Genomic DNA, 21371 nt, shown 5'->3' with positions numbered 1-21371 from the left:
TCGTTTCGACCGCGCCCGATCTCGCCAGGAACGGTACCTCTTTTAGGCGTCCACGCGACGCCTCGCGTATGCCCACGCTCGGACTGGTGGTCGCGCAGTTCAACCGGCCGATCACCGAGGAGATGGAGGTGGCGGCCCGCGAGGCGGCGGCCGACGCGGGCGCCGAAATCGGCGCCGTCGTGCCGATCCCCGGCGTCTACGACGCGCCGCTGGCGGCCGATCGCCTCGCCCGCCGCGACGAAATCGACGCCGTGGTGGTCGTCGGGAGCGTCATCACCGGCGACACGGACCACGACCAGGTGATCAGCGACGCGACCGCCCAGCGGCTGTCCGACGTGAGCCTCGACCGGGACACGCCGGTCACGTTCGGCGTGACCGGGCCCGGGATGTCCGCGGCCGAAGCGCGCGAGCGCGTCGAGAACGCCCAGAAGGCCGTCGACGGCGCGCTCGACCTGCTCGACGCGCTGCCGGCGGCCTGAGCGGAGCGTCACGCACAATCACACCACGAGATACATTCAGCATGCACTACGCAGACCGCGTTACGAGAGTCGAACCGTCCGCCACGCTCGCCATCTCGGCGCTCGCCTCCGAACTCGAGGCCGAGGGCGCCGACGTCGTCGACCTGAGCGTCGGTGAACCCGACTTCCCGACGCCGGAGAACGTCGTCGAGGCCGGCAAGGCCGCCATGGACGCCGGTCACACCGGCTACACCACCTCGAACGGGATTCAGAAACTCCGCGAGGCGATCGCCGCGAAGCTACGGGCCGACGGTCTCGACCACGGTCCGGAGAACGTGATCGTCACGCCCGGCGCAAAGCAGTCGCTGTACGAGGTCACCCAGACGCTCGTCGACGAGGGCGACGAGGTCGTCCTGCTCGACCCGGCGTGGGTCTCCTACGAAGCGATGGTGAAACTCGCCGGCGGGTCGCTCGTCCGCGTCGACCTCTCGCCGTACGACTTCCGGCTCGAACCCGCCCTCACCGATCTCGAGAACGTGATCTCGGACTCGACGGACCTGCTGATCGTCAACTCGCCGTCGAACCCGACGGGCGCGGTCTACTCCGACGCCGCGCTGGAGGGCGTTCGCGACCTCGCCGTCGATCACGACGTCACCGTCGTCGCCGACGAGATCTACGGCGAGATCACCTACGACACCGACCCGACCAGCCTCGGCTCACTCGACGGGATGGCCGATCGGACGATCACGGTCAACGGGTTCTCGAAGGCCTACTCGATGACCGGCTGGCGGCTCGGCTACTTCGCCGGGCCCGAGGACCTGATCGACCAGGCGGGAAAACTCCACAGTCACTCCGTCTCCTGTGCGACCAACTTCGTCCAGCACGCCGGCGTCGAGGCGCTCGAACACACCGACGACGCCGTCGACCAGATGGTCGACGCGTTCGAAGATCGCCGCGATCTTCTGCTCGACCTGTTCGCCGACGCGGGCGTCGACGTGCCCACGCCCGACGGCGCGTTCTACATGATGCTACCGGTCGAGTCACCGGATACCGAGTGGTGTGAGGGCGCACTCGAAGACGCCCACGTCGCGACCGTCCCCGGCAGCGCCTTCGGCGCCCCCGGCTACGCCCGTCTCTCCTACGCCGCCAGCGAGGAGCGCCTCCGCGAGGGCGTCGAGCGACTCGTCGACGCCGGTTACCTCTGAAGCCCCAGCCGTTTTCACACGCAAAATCGAGTCGGGTTCCGTTCACCGCCGTCTTCCGTCGATGCCGACTCAGTACCTGCGAACTCCCCCTGCCTTCTACCTTGCTCGACGGTGAAGAGCGCACAATGACCTACCGAACGACTATCGGCTGGTCCCTCGTCTCCTCGGGACTCGTCACCCTCGCACTGATCGGCCTCCCAGGCGACTCGCTGTGGTGGGGTATCGGGTTGCTCCTCGTCGGTGTCGTCGTGCTGGTCGTACGCCGAACGTGACGGTCCCGGTCTCCCGACGGTGGTCGACGACGCTCAGCCCCGACGCTCTACGATCCGTTCGACGATCCGCCGACTGGAGTAGCGTTCGTCGTCGGCCGGCTCGACCCCGCTCGCCCGGCGGACCTCGCACCCGAGGCCGCGACGTTCGAGTTCGTCGGCGAGGGCGTCCTCGTCGTGGTGCTGGTCGTGGCCGAGTGCGATCACGTCGGGATCGAGTTCCTCGATGGGCACGAAGATGTCGGACTCGTGGCCGAGGATGGCCCGATCGACCGGCTTCAGTGCGTCGACGACGTCCCGTCGCTGTGAGGCCGGACAGATCGGCTGGGCCTTGTGATCGACGTTCGATCGACGCGCGACGATGACGACGAGTTCGTCGCCCATCGACGCCGCCTCCCGCAGGTAGTGGACGTGCCCGGGGTGGAGGATGTCGAACGTTCCCTGAGCGACGACGAGCGTCCCGTTTGGCCCGTCGTCGTGCTTGTCAGTAGTCCGGGAGTCGTCCCGGTCGTGCGTCGACGTCCCGTCGTCCGTCTCGTCGCCGTCGCTCAGTTCCATTGTAGCTCCTCGTCGATGTCCTGCTGCGTGAAGTGAAAGAAGTCCTCCTCGTCCGGCAGTTCGACGTCGATAACGTGCAGGGTCGTCGGCTCGCCACCGGAGTCGAACGCCTGCCAGTCGTGGCGTCCGTACGGCGCGCCGATGATGACGTGGACCGACCCGCGGGTGAACGTCTCGAGGTCGGCCTGGCTGGGCCGGATGACGCCGTTGGGGTGGGAGTGTACGCTCCCGAGCGCCTTCGTATCGTTCGGGATCGTGTGGGTCTTGACGGTCGCGCTGACGCTGTTCTGGGTCGTTCCGGGCATCACCAGTACGTCGGTGATGACGAGTCCCTCGCGGTCGAGTCCGAGCCGGCTGGCCTCGGTCCCCCTGAGAAAGCCCATGTACTCGTTCGGGTGCGTCGCCTCGGCGGACTCGAGGACGAACTCGAGCGTCTCCTCGGCGATGCCGAGAATCTCGCTCGAGCGAAATAGCCCGGAGAGCAGGCCCATGTCAGGAACTCCGTGCTTGCCGTTGCTAAACGTTGCGGAAGCGGCGTCGCGGTCGACCATCCGTGTTCGGTCCGTTCGATCGTCCGCGCGGCCTCGTCACTCGAGGCGTGGGAGGGTAAGCGTCACGACGTTCCCACCCTCGTCGGTCTCGTCGAACGAGAGCGACCCGCCGGAGCGCCTGACGATCCACTCGACGAGCCAGAGGCCGAGGCCGGTGCCGTGAAACAGCGGCTCGGGCGTTCGATCACCAGTCAGGATGTCTCGCTCCATGTCTGGGATCACCGGGCCGTCGTCGACGACGGAGACGGCGACCGTCTCGTCGTCGGTCGCCGCCCGAATTTCGATCTCGGGCTCGTCGCCATCGCTGTGGACGACGGCGTTTTCTACGACCTCGACGAACGCGCGTTCGAGTTCCGGGATCGCGCGGACCCGTTTCGAGACGACCGACACGCGACTCGGCGCCACCTCGTGGCGCGTCTCGACGGTCTCGACGGCTCGTTCGATCGCCTCGTCGACAGCGACGGTGCCGCGTTCGTGCGGGGTGGTCAACACGTCGACGATCGGCTGCGTCTTGTCGACCGTCGTCAACAGGTCGTCGATGCGATCGAGCATGACGGTCGTCTCGTCGTCGAATTCATCCGTTTCCTCGGCGAGCAGGCTCGTGTACCCGCGGACGACCGTCATATCGTTGCGGACGTTGTGCCGGAGCAGGTGGCTGATAACTTGCAACTGCTCGGCCCGCTCGCGCCGGTCAGTTACGTCGGCGACGTAGCCCTCGATTCGCGGCGTCCCGTCGGGTGTCGGTTCGACCCGAGTGCCTCGCTCCCAGACCCACTTCGTCGTCCCGTCTCTGGGCTGGATTCGATACGTGAGTTCGAACGAACCGGCCGATTCGAGCCCGTCGAACACGAGGTCCGCGACGCGCTCGCGATCCGCTGGATGGACGACGTCTCGCCCCCAACTGTATCGGTTTCGCTCTAGGTCGGCGGCCGTGTAGCCGGTGAGCGCTTCGACCGCTCCGGTGACGTACTCCATCGGCCAGTCGGGGACCGCCAGACACCGGTAGACGACGCCGGGAAACCGATCGACGATCGTCTCGAGCCGGTCGCGTTCTTCGCACAGTGCGGCTGTGCGCCGTCGTTCGCTCACGAGGCGTTCGATTTCGTGAGCGAGTTCCGTCGCTACGGTTGAGAGCGTCTCCCGGCCCCCGTCTGGAGATTCCGTCGGCGGATGACCGTCTGCGACCCCATCACGGTTCGCGAGACGATGGACGTCGTCGATTCCCGATTCGTACGCCCGCACCGCGAGGTCGCTCCGGATCCCGTGCCCGACGAGGACGACCGGAACCGCCGACGGGTCGCCGGGCGCTACAGCCGTCGATTCCGAACGAGCTGTCAGTTCGTCGTTCGGTGGGGTACGTTCGGATGCCGCCGCACTCGTCGTCGCACGAGGTGGGTCAGTACGGAACGCTGCGGCGGCCATCTCGAGCGATTCAGCGTCCACCGCGTCGTCCGCTCCGTCGGCCACGAGAAGGCCGCAATCGGCCGACTCGACGGTCCGTTTCCTGTCGGGTCGGTCGACGACGTCGACGAGAAATCGGTCTCGCTTGCGGGCGAGCGCGGCGGCAAACTCCTCGCCGTCGACCGATCCGACGCCGTAGACGCAAACCCGAATCGGCCGATGGTCTCCCCCGTCCCGGTCCGACACTGGGTCTTCCCCGGAACGACGGCGCATGACCCGAGGTTCGTCGCTTCCAGGTAAAAGTGTAGTGGCGGTTGTGCAACCCTCTCTCCCCGTTCGGCGCGACGAAGTCCCACGCCGAGCCCCGAGAGGGCGATCCCGACACGGGTATCGAAGTGACTTCGATCACGGTACCGAGCCCCGGTCGGTTCGATACGGGGTACACGCACCGGTCGGCTTGATACGGGCTATACGTGTCGGTCGGCTTGATAAGGGTTATACGCGCCGGTCGCAAACCACCGGCAACGATGACACGTGAGACCGCCGGCGACATCGGTGAGACACGCGAGACGGTCGTCTACGACCTCGACCCGTCGTGTCCTCCCGACGAGGTCGAGCCGGAGACGCCCTATCTCGCGGAGATCAACGGTATTGTCGATTACGGTATCTTCGTCGATCTCTCCGACAACGTTTCCGGACTCGTCCACGAGTCCGTTCTCGAAGGCACCTATCGCGTCGGCGACGAACTCGTCGTCGAACTGGAGGCCGTTCGCGAGGACGGTGACCTCTCGTTCACACCGGCCGACGTCGAGGAGTACGACCTCGTCTCCGTCGAACACGAGGTTTCACTGACCGGAACGGATCGACTCGAGGCGAACCTCGGCGAGCAAGTTCACGTCGAAGGGGAGATCGTCCAGATCAAACAGACCGGCGGCCCGACCATCTTCCACGTCGCCGACGAGTACGGGGTCGTCCCGGCCGCCGCGTTCGAAGAAGCCGGCGTGCGCGCCTTCCCCTCGATCGACGTCGGCGACGTCGTCCGCCTCAACGCGACGGTCGAACGGCGCAACGACGCGATTCAGCTGGAAGTCGACGGGCTGAGCGCACTGGACGGCGACGACGCGACGGCCGCGCGCGAGCGACTTGCGACCGCCCGCGACGAGCGCGCCGAACCGCACGACGTCTCCTCGCTCATCGACTGGCCGGCGCTCGAACCGCTCCGCGAGGAACTGGCCGAGGTCGCCCGAACCCTCCGGCGCACCGTCCTCGAGGGCCGCCCGATCCGGGTCCGTCACCACGCAGACGGTGACGGGATGTGCGCTGCGGTCCCACTGCAACTGGCGCTGGAGCGATTCATCGCCGACGTGCACGAATCACCCGAGGCGCCGCGTCACCTCTTCAAGCGTCTGCCGAGCAAGGCCCCGTACTACGAACTGGAGGACTCGACGCGCGACCTCACGTTCGCGCTCGAGGATCGCGCGAAGCACGGCCAGCAACTCCCCATGCTGGTGATGCTCGACAACGGCTCGACCGCCGAGGACGTTCCGTCCTACGAGACGCTCGCTCACTACGACATTCCGATCCTCGCGATCGACCACCACCACCCCGACCCCGACGCAGTCGGGGACCTGCTGGACGCCCACGTCAACCCGTACCTCCACGACGAAGACTACCGCATCACCACCGGGATGCTCTGCGTCGAACTCGCCCGGATGATCTACCCCGACCTGGCCGACGAGATCAGTCACCTGCCCGCAGTCGCGGGTCTTGCGGACCGGTCGAAGGCCGATGCCATGGCCGACTACATCGACCTCGCCGCCGACGCGGGCTACGACGAGGCCCACCTTCGCGACGTCAGCGAGGCGCTCGATTACGCGGCCCACTGGCTGCGATACAGTGCCGGGACGCCCCTTATCACGGACGTCCTCGGTGTCGAGTGCGACCCCGCCCACCACGAGGCCGTCGTCTCGATGTTCGAATCAAGCGCCAGCGAGGCGATCCAGACGCAACTCGACGACGCGTCGCCACACTTAGAACACGAGTCGCTCGACAACGGCGCCCATCTCTACCGAATCGACGTCGAGAACCACACGCACCGATTTACTTACCCTGCGCCGGGCAAGACCACCGGCGAGATCCACGACGAGCAGGTCACGGAGACCGGCGATCCAGTCATCACGGTCGGCTACGGTCCAGACTTCGCTGTCCTCCGGAGCGACGGCGTCCGCCTCGACATCCCCGAGATGGTGGCGGAACTCAAAGACGAGGTCCCCGGTGCGGGGATCTCCGGCGGCGGTCACCTCGTCGTCGGTTCGATCAAGTTCGTCCGCGGCAAGCGCGAAGACGTGATCGACGCCCTCGTCGAGAAGATGGCCGACGCGCCGATCGACGAGGAACTGTCGAGCACCGCTCCACTCGACGACTGACCGGTTCCAGCGACGACTGACCGGTTCCAGCGACGACTGACCGGTTCCAGCGAGGACAGACTGGTTCCAGCGAGTGCCGACTAGCCGGGCCACACTCGTGCGTGACCGATCAGGCAATACCTGCGCGACGGGGTCGTTTTTTGACGCCCTCTGCAGTGGACCGTAGTATGCAACTGTTCAACAGGGACCTGTCCGCGGACGTCCGCGAACTCGGGACGGTCCTGGGCGACGTCTTGCAACGCCAGACGTCCGATGAAGCCTTCGAGAGCGTCGAATCCGTGCGGACGGCGGCGATCGAGTATCGATCTGGCGACCGCGACAGCCGCGATCCGATCCAGGACGAACTGGAAGCACTGTCGCCGTCGCGTCAGCGAACGGTCGCCCGCGCGTTCGCGACGTACTTCGAACTCGTCAACCTCGCCGAGGAACGCGAGCGGATCCGGTCGGTTCGCCGGCGCGGTCAGGAGGGCCAGCTCGCGGACAGTCTGGCCGCGGCGGGTGACGACCTCGCGGCGCTCGATGACGAAACCGTCGCGCGCATCCTCGACGACGTCTCGATCGAACCCACGTTCACCGCACACCCGACGGAGGCCCGCCGGAAGACGGTCAAGGCGAAACTTCGGACCATCGCGACGTCTCTCGAGACGCTCGACGAACGCCTGCTGACCGACGCCGAGGCCGATCGCATCTGGCGGGCCATCGACGCCGAAGTGACGAGTCTCTGGGGGACGCCCCAGGTCAGACGGCGACAGCCGGAGGTAGCGGACGAGGCACGGAACGTCCAGTGGTACGTCGAAAACTCCCTGTTCGACGTCGTCGGCGACGTGTACGACGAACTGGAGCGAGTCGTCGACGAGGCGACCGACGGCACCGTCGACGTCCCGACGGTCTTCGAGTTTCGATCGTGGGCGGGGAGCGACCGCGACGGCAACCCGTACGTCACGCCCGACGTGACCGCGAACACCCTCGAACGCCAGCGCGAGGCGATCCTCGGGCGCTACCGCTCGTCTCTGGACCGCCTTCTCAGCGCACTGAGTCAGGAGGGACGGCGCCTCTCGGTCGGGAGCGCGTTCGAAGCGTCGATCGCGGCCGATCGCGACCGCTTGCCCCGGTGCGTGCGGCGGTACGAGGAGCGCTACCCCGACGAGCCGTACAGACAGAAGGTCGCGCTCGTGCGCGAGCGTCTCGATCGGGTGACGGACGTCCGTCCGGGCGGATACGCCGACGCCGACGAACTACACGACGACCTGACGGTCATCGCCGACAGTCTACGGGCCAACGACGCGTCGTCGGTCGCGTCGGTCCACGTCGATCCGCTCCGCAGACAGGTCGAGACGTTCGGCTTTTCGCTGGCCAGTCTCGACCTCCGCGATCACCGAGAGAAGCACACCGACGCCATCGCCGAGGTCCTCGAACGGGAGGGAATCGCCTACCGCGATCTGAGCGAGGACGAACGCGTCTCCCTGTTGACCGACGCGATCACGCAGGACGAGGCAGTTATCGACGTCGGCGACGCGGACGGGCTCTCGGAGTCGACGGCGCGGGTTCTCGACCTCTTCGACCGCCTCGCCGACTGGCAGCGCGAGTACGGCGTCGACGCGATCGACACCTACTGCATCTCGATGACGGAGGAACCGAGTCACGTCCTGGAGGTGCTCTTCCTCGCCGATCAGGCCGACGTCGTCTCGCTGCCAGATCACTGCGGGCTCGACGTCGTGCCGCTTCTCGAGACGGAATCCGCACTCTCGGGGGCACGTCGTATCATGGGGACGCTGTTCGAGAACGAGGCGTACGCGCAGGCGCTCGCCGCCCGCGACGGGACGCAGGAGATCATGCTCGGCTACTCCGACTCGAACAAGGAAAACGGCTTTCTCGCCGCAAACTGGTCCTTGTACCGGACCCAGCGTCGCCTCGCACGCATCTGCGAAGACCACGACGTGACCCTGCGGCTCTTTCACGGTCGTGGCGGCTCTATCTCCCGCGGGGGCGGACCGATGAACGAAGCGTTGCTCGCGCTGCCCAATCCGACCGTCACCGGCCAGGTCAAGTTCACCGAACAGGGTGAGGCGATCGCGGAGAAGTACGGTCACCCGGACATCGCGGCGCGCAACGTCGAACAGATGGTGAACGCCCAACTGCGCGCCCGAAAGCGGGCGATCGAGACGTCGCGCGAGTCCATCGACGACGACTGGCTCGACGCGATGGAGGTGATGGCGGACGGGGCGCGGGCGGCCTACCGCGACCTGCTCGAACGAGAGGGATTCGTCCGGTACTTCGAGCAAGTCACGCCGATTTCGGTCATCGAAGACTTACACCTCGGTTCGCGCCCGGCCTCCCGCAGCGACGAGCGTTCGGTCGAGGACCTGCGGGCGATTCCCTGGGTCTTCTCGTGGACCCAGTCGCGGTGCATCTTGCCCGGCTGGTACGGCCTGGCGACGGGGATCGACGCGTACCTCGAGGCCGGTGGGGACGTCTCTGTCCTCCGGACGATGTACGACGAGTGGCCGTTCTTCCGGACGACGCTCGACAACGCCGCGCTCTCGCTCGCCAGAACCGACCTCGAGGTCGCCGCCGAGTACGCCGCGCTCGCGGACGAGGAGCTTCGCGAGGCGTTCTTCCCCCGACTCTCGGACGAGTACGACCGCGCGGTCGACCTCGTCACGACGATCGCCCGGCGGGACGACCTCCACACTCGCGAGTGGCTCGCCGAGTCGACGCGGCGACGAAATCCGTACGTCGATCCGCTCAACCTCCTCCAGGTCGCGTTGCTCTCTCAGTCGGATCGGAACGCGGTCGAAGAGCGCACGTTGCGGCTGACCATCACCGGAATCGCGGCCGGAATGAAGAACACGGGGTGATCTGTCGTCGTCCGCCGTAGCAGGGGTCTCATCACGTCGTGGTCCGTCGTCGTTCGCCCGCTCGATCAGGGAGACGTCGGCGCCTCCTCCAGGATGCCCACCCCGGTAGAGGCACCGATCCGGTCCGCGCCGGCGTCGAGCATGGCCATCGCTTCGTCGTAACTGCCGATACCGCCGCTGGCCTTCACCGGCAAGAACTCGGCCATCCGGCGGACGTCCTCGACGATGGCGCCGCCCCCACCGAAACCGGTCGCCGTCTTCACCATCGCGGCGTCGGCTTCGACGGCGGCCGCGCAGGCGGCGTCGAGCTGATCCGGGGTGAGCAGCGGGGCTTCGACGATCACCTTCACGGGAATCGGAACGGCGGCGACGAGCTCGGCGAGTTCCGCGGCGACCGCGTCCCCGTCACCGGCGCGCAGTCGGCCGACGTTGCAGACGACGTCGAGTTCGTCCGCGCCCGAACGCCAGGCGGTGACGGCCTCTTCGACCTTCACGTCCGGCTCGTGCTGACCGTGCGGGAAGCCCACGACCGTCGCGATCGTGAGCTCGGGGACCTCCTCGCGAACGTCGTCGACGTAACACGGAGGAACGCAGGCGTTCATGCCGTAATCGGCCGCAGCCGTGCAGCACTCGCGGACGTCGGCTGGCGTCGTCCCCGGGCCGAGGACGGTGTGATCGATGCGCGACGCGAGCGCGTCTCGGTTCATACGTGTCGCTCTCGCGGCGAGGACAAAAGCCGATTGGGTTCGGTCGAACGAGCCGTTGGCGACGCGTTCGGGTGGACTCTGGCGCGGCCCCTGCCCCGGCGGGCGGGGTACCGTGTCGGTCACGACTATCGAGGGATTCCAATCGCAACTTGTTTGACCCTGCTGTGAGCGTGATAGTGCATGGTACTGCCGGAAGGATTTGCGATACCGCCCTGGTACTTCCTCGTGGTGCTGGTGCTGGGCCTGGCCGGCGTCGGAGCGATACTCTGGGCGATCGACCCGCCGGTGACGGACCGGACGGTCGTCGCCTTCGCGCCGTGGATGATGTTCGGGTCGACGCTGTACGTACTCGGACGCGAGCCGATTACGGCGTTTCCGGACGCGATCGCACCGCTGTTCGAGATGCCGAGCGTGTACGCGACGACCGCGATCGCGGCCGGGCTCGTCTGGGTTATCGCGAACTTCTTACACGCCGGCGGCCTCTACCGGTCGATCCCGCGATTCGTCGGTATCACTGGGACAGCGTTTCTCTCCGTCTTCACGACGGCGGCGCTGATGGTGGGCCTGAACGCCGAGTCGTTCGCGCCGTTCTGGCCGGTGATCGCCGTCGTCGTCACCGGCATCGTTACGGCCATCGCCTGGCTCGCGCTGAGCCTGTGGTTTACCGACGTCGCCGCTATCACCGGCCTGACGGGCGCGTTCGTCTGCTTCGCACAGGTCCTGGACGGTGTCTCGACGGCGATCGGGTACGACGTCCTCGGTGCGGGCGAAGACGTCCCACTCTCACTCGCGATCCTCGACGTCGCGGCGGGGCTTCCGACCGCCGAGTACATCGGTGCGGGTTGGCTGTTCGTCCTCGTCAAACTGCTGCTCGCGATGGCCGTCGTCGGCCTGTTCGCCGACCTGATTCGTGACCGCCCGCGTGCGGGTCGGGTGGCCCTCGGTCTGGTCGCCGCCGTCGGTCTCGGTCCTGGCTTTCACAACCTGCTTTTGTTCACGATCACGGGCTGACGCCATATGGCCTGCTCGAAGGGAGGAACGACGATCATCGTCGGTTCGCCGTGGACGATTCCCGTTCGCACGGCGTGTACGGATCGCCGCCGCGTCGTGCCGGAGCCTCCCACGCGATGTGAAACGCCGAGACACCTAAGGGTGGAGCCAGCATCACCGTCGACGAATGGATCGCTGCGTGGTCGCCGGTCACGTCAACTGGGACGTCACTCTCCGCGTCGATTCGCTCCCCAGTGTCGACGGTGAGGCGACGATCAGAGAGCGCCGCTGTGGCTGTGGCGGGAGCGCCGCGAACGTCGCGTCGGCGCTGGCGGCGCTAGACGTCGACGTTTCGCTCGTCGGCAGCGTCGGGAGTGGCGACTGCGGCGACAGCGTCGTCCAGTCCCTCGAGGAGTCCGGTGTCGACTGCTCGGGGGTACGGCGGATACCCGGTCGCGAGACGACGCGAAAGTACATCCTGGTCGACGACGCGGGTGCGGTCGCAGTGGTCGGTGCCGACGGCGCCAACGAAGCGCTCGAACCGGCGGCTGTCGATCCGAGTCCGATCAGGCGGGCGGACCACGTCCACCTCACGAGCAATCGGTCGGAGACGACGGCGCATGCCGCGTCGGTGGCGACCTCCGCGGACGTTCCGGTCAGCTTCGATCCCGGCCGCCGAATCGCCGATCGGTCGATCGAGGCGACCCTCCCACACGTCGACGTGCTCTTTCTGTCCGGCCGCGAGGCCGAGACGATCCGGGGGACGGAGTCGGGTGAACTGTCGTTCGGGGAACGAACGGTCGTCGTTACGGCTGGCTCCGACGGTGCCGTCGTCCACGCACCCGATGCGACGCGCCATCACGCCGGATACACCGTCCCGACGACCGACACCACGGGCGCCGGCGACGCGTTCGCGGCGGGCTTTCTCACCGCGTGGCATCGAGACGAGGACTGTGATCGCGCGCTCCGCGTCGGGAACGCGTGTGGCGCGATCGCTGCGAGCCAGCTCGGTGCCCAGCCCTCCCTCACCTGGTCGCGCGTTCGGTCTGTGTGCTCCGAACACCTGCCGTAACCCCTGACCGGGCGCATTCGGGCGTCCTGTGCGTGTTTCACAGCGTGCCCGTGACTGTCACGCACGCAGTTCTCACCGCCCGGTGTCTGACGGAACCGATAAGGGGGCACCCGTTGGTGGTGCACCTAGTCCGTCAGCCAGACGGCAGAGAGACATGACAGAGGCCAACGCTACTGACTGCGGCCCAGATCTGGGGATGCGCCGTGGGTGGGTGGAGTACAGTCGATCGACCGGCGAACCGGCGAGTGTCGCCGTGGTGAACGCGCTCGCCCAGTTCGAAGGGACGGCGCCGACGGCGATGGAGACGCCCCTCTACGAGTATATCGATCCTGAAGCACTCGACGCCCTGTTCGCGTCCAGACCCGACGAAACCGCGCGCGCCCAGGGAGAGGTTCGTTTCGTCACGGACACCGCGACGGTAGTCGTCGGAAACGAGACGGTCCGCGTCTTCGAACGGGTGACGCGTTGAGGAGGCGTCCATCAGACGGGTGACTGCACGCGCCAACGCCACCCGTTATCGGCTGGATTTATCACCGTACCAGTTCGACAGGGTGCTATGAGCGAGGCTGCCGGTCGGCCCGACAGCGCGACCGACTGGCGATACCTCCTGACGACCCGCGGGACCGTCGGACTCGCAATGACCGTCGCGCTCCTGTCGGTAGCGACGGCCGTCGTCGCGATCTTCACCGGACCCAGCGATCCGTACGGCCCGCTCGCGTCCGCCGTACCGACCGTCGTTACGGAAGCAGCCGGCTTTACGGGCGCTCTCACCGGGTTCGCGACCGTCGCGAGCGCCTTCGCACTCCGTCGCGGGTTACGCGCCGGCTGGTGGGCGACGCTCCTGCTCATGCCGCTTTCGGCTGTGCAGGGGCTGTTACAGGCGAGTCCCTACTCGATGCCGCTGGTCGTCCTCTCGCTGGTCTCTGTTCCGGTGTTGATCCTCTCTCGCCACCGGTTCGACGCCCAGCTCTCGTTGACGACGACACAGCTCGCAGCCGGCGCGGCCCTCGCCGGCGTCCAGCTCTACGGGACGATCGGTGGCTACCATCTCCGCGAGCAGTTCGACGGTATCGACACGATCCTCGACGCGTTTTACTTCACCCTGATCACGTCGAGTACCGTCGGTTACGGCGACATCACACCGAACCAGTCCTCCGAGGCCGCGGTCCTGTTCACCATGTCGGTGCTCGTCCTCGGTGTCGCCAGCTTCGGTATCGCCGTCGGCGCCCTCGTCGGGCCGGCGATTCAGGCGCGAATCTCGAAAACACTCGGAAAGATGTCAGACTCACAGCTCCAGACCCTAGACGACCACGTGCTCGTCCTCGGCTACGGGGACCTGACGGAACCGATCATCGAAGAACTCGTCGAAGCGGGACTCACGTTCGCCGTCGTCACCCGAGACGAGGAAGCGACAGAGCCGTTCGTCGCCGCCGACGTTCCCGTCGTCGCAGCGGATCCGAGCGACGAGGAGCCGTTGCGCCGCGCACGAATCGACCGGGCGCGTGCCGTCGTCGTCGCGACGAACGACGACGCCACCGACGCACTGGCGATCCTGACCGCACGCGAACTTCGTCCTGACGTCCGGATCGTCGCCTCGGCGACCGACCGAGAGAGTACCCGGAAGTTGCATCGCGCCGGCGCCGACGCGGTCATCAGCCCGTCACAGCTCGGGGGGCACCTCCTCGTCCGCTCGGCGCTCGACGGCGACTCCTCGGCGATCGTGGACCGCATCCTTCGCGAGGAGTAGCGCGACCCCGTCGCGCGCAGGCCCGTCGTGGCGCCCTGGTCAGGCCGTCGGGCGCGCAGGCCCGTCGGCGACCTCCTGGAACCACTCGGTCGCGAGCGCGTCGAGTCGCTGCTCCGCGGTGGTTGCGCCGAGCACGTCGCTCGTCCCATCCCACTCGATCGAGACCTTCGAGAACGGTGTGAGGGCGAGCCCGGAGATCGTCACGGGGCCCGCAGCCGTGTGGACCACCCAGGTCGTCCGCGTCCAGCCAGACGCGTGTTCGACGGTTGCGACGCGGCCACCGTCGTCCCACCGTGTCGCGAGCCCGGCCGTGATTCGACGGAGACGGCACTGTCCATGGAGGTGTGCGAGGATCGCTCCGCCCGAGAGGATCCCGAAGGCGACGATCGCGAGAGCACCGCCGCCAAACGGGACGTTCACCGACGCCGCAACCGCGGAGAGACCGATCGCGAGTCCGAGCACGCGAACGTCGACCGAACGCGGAACGGAACCGTCCCACTCGCCTGTCGATTGGTCCGTACCCATGGGTCCACGTCGTGGGGACCGAACGTAGGCTGCTCCCTGTCGTTGTTCGGCAGTTACGTACTCGTCCGGACGCCGCCGGGAACCTGGCGCCGTCGCTCCGGTGCCCCCGAACCATCGGTGTACTCTGCCTCGTCGTCCTCGACGCACGTCTGCACGTGCGGCCGGTTCGGATCGGTGTTGCCCCCCACAGGTCTCGTCGGTACCGTCGATGGCGTCGCGATCCGCGCTCGCTCCGGTCCGCTCTGTACTCGTGTCGTCTCCGCGTTAACCGATCAGTTCATCGTCGTGCCCGCGAGTGCGACCGTCGTCACCGCTTCGATCCCCCGCGCCGTTTCGTTCAGTCGAAGCCGGTGTACCACGGTCGATCGTCACCGGTCTCGTCGTCGGGCGACCGTCCCGCTTCGACGTCAGCGCCACGCTCGGACGTCGCTCGAATCGGAGGTACCGCTTGCCGAGGAGTATCGACCCGGCCAGCCCCGCCAGCACGATCAGCGCGATAGAGACGGGCACCGACCAGTCACGGGACTCGCGCCAGTCGCCGTCGAAGACCGCTCCGTAGTAGTGTGCGGCGTCTCGCCCATGGAGGACGAGGACGACCTCGCGATTCTCCGTCAGGGCGTTGTCGTTCCAGTTGAGACTGCCGAGGACGGTGATCTCGTCGTCGATGATGAGGCCCTTCGCGTGGATCTTTTCGAATCGCTCGCCGCCGTCGGTGATCCGTACGTCGAGTGATACCCCCTCGTTCGCGTCGGCGGCTTCGAGTCGCTCGGCCAGGTCTCGGTTCTCTTCGGCGACGTACCACGACCCGTCGAGCAGCAGGTCGACCGCGACGCCGTCGCGCGCGGCGTCGAGGGCCGCCCGGAGCAAGTCGAAGTTCGGCCCGCCGACCTGCACCTGTACGATCCGGATGGACTCGTCGGCGGTCTCGATGAGTTCGATCAGTCGATCGCCGGCGTTGTCGGGGGCGAGCAGGAGCTCGATCGAATTCACGTCGACGGTGGCCGGTGCGTGCGTCTCCGGGAAGCGACCGGGACCTGCGCCGGAGTCGTCGAAACCGGCGTCTCCGTCAGTGACGAAATCGAGCGTCGGGAGACGAGTGGACCAGGTTTCCACGTCCCGACCGGACGCGTCGGCGTCGAACACGTCACCGAGCCTCGCGGCGAGTTCGGCGTCCGTCACGACGACGCCCCAGCCACGACTCGATTCGCCACCGACGCCAGCCGCCTTCCAGTTTTCGGTCGTCACGAGGACCTGGTCGTCGACCACTGCGTACTTCGGGTGGTGGAAGGCGTATCGATCGCCCGGCCCGCCGATGATCCGGACGGTGGCCCCCGCCGCGTCGAGGTCATCGAGGAGCGGTCGCGTCGCCGCGGGGAGCCCTCCGACCGGACTCGCCTCGACGAGCACCTCGACCGCGACGCCGCGGTCCAGCGCGGACAGGAGGGTTCGCCCGACGGATTCGTCGGTGATCGTGTACCCGGCCAGTCGAATTCGATCGTCGGCGCTCGCGAGGACGTCGGTTACGGCGGTGGGCGAGTCCGGGAGGACGAACGCGGTTGCCTCGTCTCCGTCGAACGTCGCGACCGGCAGGCAGGTCCGCCCGTGCGGCCACCACGACCCCCGGGCGGAGGCCGGTGGCGAACGGGCAGTCACGTTCCCGTCGATCGATCGATACCAGCGTTCGCCCTCGGGGGCACGCTCGTAGGTGACGGTGTCGACCGGTCCGGTGGGCGTCGACAAGGTGAGTCTCTCGCCGTCCGCGGCCAGTCTGAGGTGGCCGTCGAACGCCACGACGGGGTGTTCGGTGAGCGCTCGGGTCGCGTTCGGATCCAGACTGACCGCGACCCGACCGGGGGGACGATCGGCCGGGATCGTCGCCGTGGCGTAGCCGTCGGAGACGGTCAATTCCGACGTCCCGTTCGGCGGACTCTCGACCACCAGGTACTCGCCGACGTTGCCGTGCGTCGGCGGATTCGGATAGAGTTCGACGATCCGCGGCGTCGACGGGTGGCCGGCAGGGCCGCTGCCGTCGTTCGCGCAGGGTTTCTCGTCAGACGTGGATGCACTGTCGCGAGTCGGATCCTCGAATTCGGACCACCGAACCGGTATCGATCGGTCGGCGGACGACTCGTGTCCGGTTGCCGCGTCGGATCGTTCGATCGACGGCTCCGGCTCGGGTTCGATGGAATCCCCGTCGGATCGATCGACGAACGTCGCCGGCCCGGGTTCGGAGACATCCGCGATGGCGAGCGACGCAGTGGCACAGGGTGCGAGACAGACGAGCAGGACGAGCCCCAGTCTGACGAACGCGCGGGCTGGCGGGTCCGATCGGGTGGTGCATTCGTGGACGGTCAACCGGGACACGGCCCTGGCTGGGCGCCCCTTCCCACTTAAACGACCGGGTCAATCGTCCGAGTCGGGCATCCGGCCTCCTCGATAGAACGCCGCGAGCTCGCGGTCGACGTCGTCGATCGTGAGTACGTCGTCGGCGTCTAGATGGTCGGCGTCGTCGACGTAGGCCATCGCGCGTTCTTCGGTCGCGAACGGGACCGGACTCCCGCTCATCGGTGAGGCCTGCGACTCCAGTGCGGTTTCTTTCACCAGGAAGCCGTCCGCGGCGTCGAACATCTCACGGGTGTCCTGATCGATGAACCAGATACGTTCGATCGGCGCGTCCGTGGGGTGTGCCCGGGTGACGGCGCGGTAGGCGAGCAGACACCCCGGCGACTCGAAGAACAGACCGGTGCCGTCGGCGTGGGCGAGTTGACAGCTCCACGGGAGGTAGTCTGCCGGCGTCATGGTACAGACCGGACAGCTATTCTCTCCGGAGAACCTGAGCGGTTCCGAGAGCGGGTGGTCGTCGATGGCAACCGCCGCCGCGCTGTAGGGGATCCGATCCTCGGTCGCCGACGCCTCGGGTTCCGGATCAGACAGACAGCCGGCGAGCGCACTGCCGCCAGCGACGCCAACCGCCGCGAGGACATGACGCCGCGTCGGCGGTCCGTCGACTCGGTCCCCGGGCCGACGACGCCGTGTCGGTGTGCTCGCCCGTCGAGTCATTTCAGCCGCTCCTGGAGAAAACACGGGTGGGCCGCCGTGATGCCGTCCACTTCGAGGATGGTCTCGTTGATGATCGTCCCGAGCTCGTCCCCGTCGGGGGCGCGAACTTCGGCCAGGAGCATGTGGTCGCCGGTACAGCTGTACAGCGTTTCGACGACCTCCAGTTCTTTTAGCGCCTGCGTCGCCTCGATGTACGATTCGCTGGCGACGTCCATTCCGACCAGCGAGATCAGCTGGTTCGAGAGTTTTTTCGGGTCGAGATCGGCGGAGTAGCCGACGATGACGCCCTCCGATTCGAGCTCGTCGATGTACTTTCGAACCGTCGGCTTCGAGACGTCCGCCCGCTCGGCGATGTCCGCGTAGGATGCTTGCGCGTCCGACTCCAGGACTGCGAGGATACGGTCCCGGGTCGACTGGGTACTCATAGGAGGAAAATTTGCGCCAGCGGAAAAATATCTTTTGTATCGTAAAGCGTCACTCCTCCAGTGCCAGGGTTCGACCGATCAGATCGACTTCCGTCTCGCTGCCGTGGCCGGCTCACTCGATCGTTCGACACAGAACCGGTTCGTCAGATACAGGTCCGGTGTGAACCTTCGTACCCGGAACACGACGAACTGGGGGCGGCCGGGGGTCGTCGACTCCGTGCCTACGTGTGGCGTTCGAGCAGGTCGTAGCTGCGCTCCCACTCGGCGTCCTCGTCGAAGTAGCGCTCCGCGACGGGTTCGTCGGGCAGTTCGCCGACGGCGCGTTTTTCCTCCTGGTAGGACGGACGCTCCTCGTCGACGTAGTACCGACCGGTGAGGACGGTCCCCTCGTAGAGGGCGCTCTCGGTCTCGTACATCATGTCGGCGGCTTCGCGCCGGTCGGTGACGTCGAAGTCGTAGTCGTCGGACTCCTGGACGTCGACGTAGGGGACGTACTGACGGGCGTCTTTGTTCCAGGTGGGACACTGGGTCAGGAAGTCCACGTGGGAGAACCCGTCGTGCTCCATGGCTTCGACGAGGATCTCCTTGGCCTGGTTCGGGTTGACGGCGGCCGTGCGGGCGACGTAGCTCGCACCGGCGTTGAGCCCCAGCGAGAGCGGTCGGAGCGGGTCTTTCGCGCTTCCGGATGGCTGGGTCTTCGACTTGTGTCCCTTCGGGCTCGTTGGCGATGTCTGGCCCTTCGTCAGTCCGAACACCTCGTTGTTGAACACGATGTACGTGATGTCGTGGTTCTCGCGCGCCGAGTGGATGAAGTGGTTGCCGCCGATGCCGTAGCCGTCACCGTCGCCGCCGGCGGCGATGACCTGCAGCTCGGGGTTGGCCAGCTTCGCGGCGCGGGCGACCGGCAGTGAGCGGCCGTGGATGGAGTGAAAGCCGTAGGAGTCGAGGTAGCTACTCAGCTTGCCCGAACAGCCGATCCCCGTCACCAGCAGGGTCTCGTCGGGAGTGCGTCCGACTTCGGGGAGCGCCTGTTTCAGCGCTTTGAGGACGCTGAAGTCGCCACAGCCCGGACACCAGGTCGGCTGTGGTTCGACTTCGGGGGTGTACTCGTCGCGGTCGATCTCGCGGTCGTCGCCGATTGCGTTGAACGCGCTCATGGATCAATCACCTGCGGCCGGTTCGATCCGGACCTGTGCGGAGGGTTCGCCCGCGCCACCGTCGAGCCGAATCTCGCACGACTCGACGATCTCGGCGGGTTCGAACGGGTTACCGTTGTACTTCAGCAGGCTGGTGAGCTTCTCGCCGTAGCGGCCGAGCTCCTTCTGGATCAACCCGCGGAACTGTGCGGTGGCGTTCATCTCGATCACCATCGCCTCGTCGACGCTCTCGATGAACGCGACGAGTTCGCTCTCGGCCAGCGGCATCATGTCGGAGACGCTTACCGCCTTGATCGAGTGACCAGCGTCGTTCATGCGATCGACGGCCTCGAAGACGGCACCCTGACTGGAGCCCCAGGTGATGAGACCGTAGTCGGCGTCGTCTGGTCCGACGTAGGTCTGGTTGGTTTCGCCCTCGTCTAACTCCTCGCGGATGACGTCTAGTTTCTCGAGTCGGCGGTTCATCTGCAGGACGCGATTGTCCGCGTCCTCGCTGATGTGACCGCTCGGGGTGTGCTCGTTGCCCGTCGCGAGGAAGCGCCCGCCCTTCTGGCCGGGGATCGATCGCGGACTGACGCCGTCTTCGCCGTCGTAGCTGAACCGTTCGAACTTGCCCGAGGCGTCGTGTGCCGCTTCTTTGAGCTCGTCTTCGGTGAGCGTCGAGCCGAGGTCCGGCGCGGGTTCGCGGTCGAAGAACTCGACGTCGACGTTGGTGTTCTCGCCCGAGAGCTTCTGGTCGTAGATCAGGATCGTCGGGATCTGGTAGTCGTAGGCGATCTCGAAGGCGAGGCGGGTCTGTTCGTACGCTTCCTCGACGTTGCCGGGTGCGAAGACGACCCGCGAGGAGTCGCCCTGGCTCGTATAGAGGACGTGCTCTAGGTCGCCCTGTTCGGGTTTCGTCGGCATCCCTGTCGACGGGCCGGCGCGCATGGATTCGAGCAGGACGATCGGCGTCTCGGTCATCTCGGCGAGGCCGAGCGGCTCGCTCATGAGGGCGAAGCCGCCCCCCGAGGAGCCGGACATGGCTTTCGCGCCCGCGTGACTGGCGCCCACGGCGAGTGCTGCCGCGGCGATCTCGTCTTCGACCTGTTCGGCGACGCCGCCCATATCGGGGAAGTTCTGGCTGAGGATGGTGAAGACGTCCGTCCAGGGCGTCATCGGGTAGCCGGAGATGAAGCGACAGCCGGCGTCGATGGCGCCGTACGCGATGGCGTTCGAGCCCGACAGCAGCGCCTGCCCGGTGTCGTGCGCTCCTGTGGGGACGGTGAGTTCGTGTGTGGTGTCGAACTCGTCGACCATCCCGTAGGCCTCGCGGAGGATCTCCAGGTTGGCCTCCAGTACGTCGCCCGACATGGCATCCTCCATCAGGTCCTCGATGTGCTCGATGTCCATGTCGATGAGGCCGGCCGTGATCCCGACGCCGGCGGTGTTGCGCATGACCTCTCGACCGTGCTCTTTCGCCAGGCCGCGAAGGTCGACGGGGTAGACGTGCCAGCCGTTCTCCTCGGCACGCTCCTCCAGGTCGATTTCGGCGACGTCCTCGTCGTCCAGCAGCCCCTCGTCGTAGACGATGACGCCGCCTTCGTTGAGCTCGTCGAGATTCTCCGACAGCGGCTTCAACTCCTCGTTGCCGTAGTAGGCGTCGTCCTGTGGGTTTCGCGCGAACGAGTCGCCAAGCGCGAGCAGGAAGTTGTACCCGTCGCCCCGTGACTGTACCTCGTGGCCCGCCGCCCGAATCTCGACGTACGTGTGACCGCCGCGAATCCGCGAGGGATAGTGGCGGTGGGTGAAGACGTCGAGGCCCGAGCGCATCAGGGCCGTCGCGAAGTTCTGGCTCGTCGAGTCGATCCCGTCGCCGGAACCGCCCGCGATTCGCCAGATGAGTTCGTCGGTAGTCATGTGTATGAAACTGGGACCGGTGCCCCGCTGGTCCGTACGCGAATTTTGCCACAGACGGCCTAA

The 21371-nt window shown here is 66.8% G+C and carries 19 protein-coding genes; 9 read left to right on the top strand and 10 right to left on the bottom strand.

Annotation, left to right across the window (positions count from 1 at the left end):
• The first annotated feature begins 68 nt into the window (after nucleotides 1-68).
• The 3 genes from ribH (at nucleotide 69) to NO366_RS17765 (ending at nucleotide 1935) form a co-directional block, all read left to right on the top strand.
• Nucleotides 69-479: a 6,7-dimethyl-8-ribityllumazine synthase gene (ribH, locus tag NO366_RS17775; protein ID WP_256532125.1), complete on the top strand. Its 411-nt coding sequence runs from the start codon at nucleotides 69-71 to the stop codon at nucleotides 477-479.
• A gap of 41 nt (nucleotides 480-520) precedes the next feature.
• On the top strand, nucleotides 521-1663 hold the full coding sequence (locus NO366_RS17770; RefSeq protein WP_256532124.1) for a pyridoxal phosphate-dependent aminotransferase: 1143 nt from the start codon (nucleotides 521-523) through the stop codon (nucleotides 1661-1663).
• 125 nt (nucleotides 1664-1788) lie between these two features.
• Nucleotides 1789-1935, top strand: coding sequence for a hypothetical protein (locus NO366_RS17765; protein WP_256532123.1), 147 nt, complete (start codon nucleotides 1789-1791; stop codon nucleotides 1933-1935).
• Nucleotides 1936-1968: 33 nt separating this feature from the next.
• Here NO366_RS17765 and NO366_RS17760 read toward each other — a convergent pair whose 3' ends face one another.
• From NO366_RS17760 to NO366_RS17750, 3 genes are all read right to left on the bottom strand, one after another.
• A complete protein-coding gene (locus NO366_RS17760) occupies nucleotides 1969-2490 on the bottom strand; it encodes an FAD synthase family protein (protein WP_256532122.1) in 522 nt (173 codons plus the stop codon).
• Nucleotides 2481-2981 carry a Mov34/MPN/PAD-1 family protein gene (locus tag NO366_RS17755; RefSeq protein ID WP_256532121.1) on the bottom strand — a complete coding sequence of 167 codons (501 nt, stop codon included), beginning with the start codon at nucleotides 2979-2981 and terminating at the stop codon, nucleotides 2481-2483. Before NO366_RS17755 ends, NO366_RS17760 begins: the two co-directional genes overlap by 10 nt.
• Nucleotides 2982-3077: 96 nt before the next feature.
• A complete protein-coding gene (locus NO366_RS17750; protein WP_256532120.1) occupies nucleotides 3078-4715 on the bottom strand; it encodes a sensor histidine kinase in 1638 nt (545 codons plus the stop codon).
• 254 nt (nucleotides 4716-4969) lie between these two features.
• Here NO366_RS17750 and han point away from each other — a divergent pair, with 254 nt between their 5' ends.
• Together han and ppc are read left to right on the top strand one after the other, a co-directional pair.
• Nucleotides 4970-6868, top strand: a complete 1899-nt coding sequence (han, locus tag NO366_RS17745; RefSeq protein ID WP_256532119.1) for a Hef-associated nuclease — start codon at nucleotides 4970-4972, stop codon at nucleotides 6866-6868.
• 167 nt (nucleotides 6869-7035) lie between these two features.
• Nucleotides 7036-9726 carry a phosphoenolpyruvate carboxylase gene (gene ppc, locus NO366_RS17740; RefSeq protein ID WP_256532118.1) on the top strand — a complete coding sequence of 897 codons (2691 nt, stop codon included), beginning with the start codon at nucleotides 7036-7038 and terminating at the stop codon, nucleotides 9724-9726.
• A 65-nt stretch (nucleotides 9727-9791) separates the two neighbouring features.
• Here the strand turns inward: ppc and deoC are convergent, their stop codons facing one another.
• Nucleotides 9792-10433 (bottom strand): deoxyribose-phosphate aldolase, encoded by a 642-nt coding sequence (gene deoC / locus NO366_RS17735; protein ID WP_256532117.1) that lies wholly within the window; start codon nucleotides 10431-10433, stop codon nucleotides 9792-9794.
• Nucleotides 10434-10613: 180 nt separating this feature from the next.
• Here deoC and NO366_RS17730 point away from each other — a divergent pair, with 180 nt between their 5' ends.
• From NO366_RS17730 to NO366_RS17715, 4 genes are all read left to right on the top strand, one after another.
• Entirely contained in the window at nucleotides 10614-11444 is an 831-nt protein-coding gene (locus NO366_RS17730; protein ID WP_256532116.1) for a DUF63 family protein, read from the top strand.
• A 166-nt stretch (nucleotides 11445-11610) separates the two neighbouring features.
• Nucleotides 11611-12495, top strand: a complete 885-nt coding sequence (locus NO366_RS17725; RefSeq protein ID WP_256532115.1) for an ATP-dependent ribose-1-phosphate kinase — start codon at nucleotides 11611-11613, stop codon at nucleotides 12493-12495.
• A gap of 154 nt (nucleotides 12496-12649) precedes the next feature.
• A complete protein-coding gene (locus NO366_RS17720; RefSeq protein ID WP_256532114.1) occupies nucleotides 12650-12964 on the top strand; it encodes a HalOD1 output domain-containing protein in 315 nt (104 codons plus the stop codon).
• Between the two features lie 87 nt (nucleotides 12965-13051).
• Entirely contained in the window at nucleotides 13052-14242 is a 1191-nt protein-coding gene (locus NO366_RS17715) for an NAD-binding protein (RefSeq protein WP_256532113.1), read from the top strand.
• Nucleotides 14243-14281: 39 nt separating this feature from the next.
• Here the strand turns inward: NO366_RS17715 and NO366_RS17710 are convergent, their stop codons facing one another.
• From NO366_RS17710 to NO366_RS17685, 6 genes are all read right to left on the bottom strand, one after another.
• Entirely contained in the window at nucleotides 14282-14767 is a 486-nt protein-coding gene (locus NO366_RS17710) for a hypothetical protein (protein WP_256532112.1), read from the bottom strand.
• 264 nt (nucleotides 14768-15031) lie between these two features.
• Complete coding sequence (locus tag NO366_RS17705) at nucleotides 15032-17131, bottom strand: phospholipase D-like domain-containing protein (protein WP_256532111.1); 2100 nt, start codon at nucleotides 17129-17131, stop codon at nucleotides 15032-15034.
• 39 nt (nucleotides 17132-17170) lie between these two features.
• Nucleotides 17171-17827, bottom strand: a complete 657-nt coding sequence (locus NO366_RS17700) for a nitrous oxide reductase accessory protein NosL (RefSeq protein WP_256532110.1) — start codon at nucleotides 17825-17827, stop codon at nucleotides 17171-17173.
• A complete protein-coding gene (gene lrpA1 / locus NO366_RS17695; protein WP_256532109.1) occupies nucleotides 17824-18252 on the bottom strand; it encodes an HTH-type transcriptional regulator LrpA1 in 429 nt (142 codons plus the stop codon). The genes NO366_RS17700 and lrpA1 overlap by 4 nt, the downstream gene beginning before the upstream one ends.
• Nucleotides 18253-18473: 221 nt before the next feature.
• Entirely contained in the window at nucleotides 18474-19409 is a 936-nt protein-coding gene (locus NO366_RS17690) for a thiamine pyrophosphate-dependent enzyme (protein WP_256532108.1), read from the bottom strand.
• Nucleotides 19410-19412: 3 nt separating this feature from the next.
• Nucleotides 19413-21308 carry a 2-oxoacid:acceptor oxidoreductase subunit alpha gene (locus tag NO366_RS17685; protein WP_256532107.1) on the bottom strand — a complete coding sequence of 632 codons (1896 nt, stop codon included), beginning with the start codon at nucleotides 21306-21308 and terminating at the stop codon, nucleotides 19413-19415.
• Nucleotides 21309-21371: the final 63 nt, after the last annotated feature.

Origin of the sequence: Halovivax cerinus (assembly GCF_024498195.1) — an archaeon.
In the GTDB taxonomy this organism is placed as follows: domain Archaea; phylum Halobacteriota; class Halobacteria; order Halobacteriales; family Natrialbaceae; genus Halovivax; species Halovivax cerinus.
This window is presented reverse-complemented; position numbering and strand designations above follow the sequence as displayed.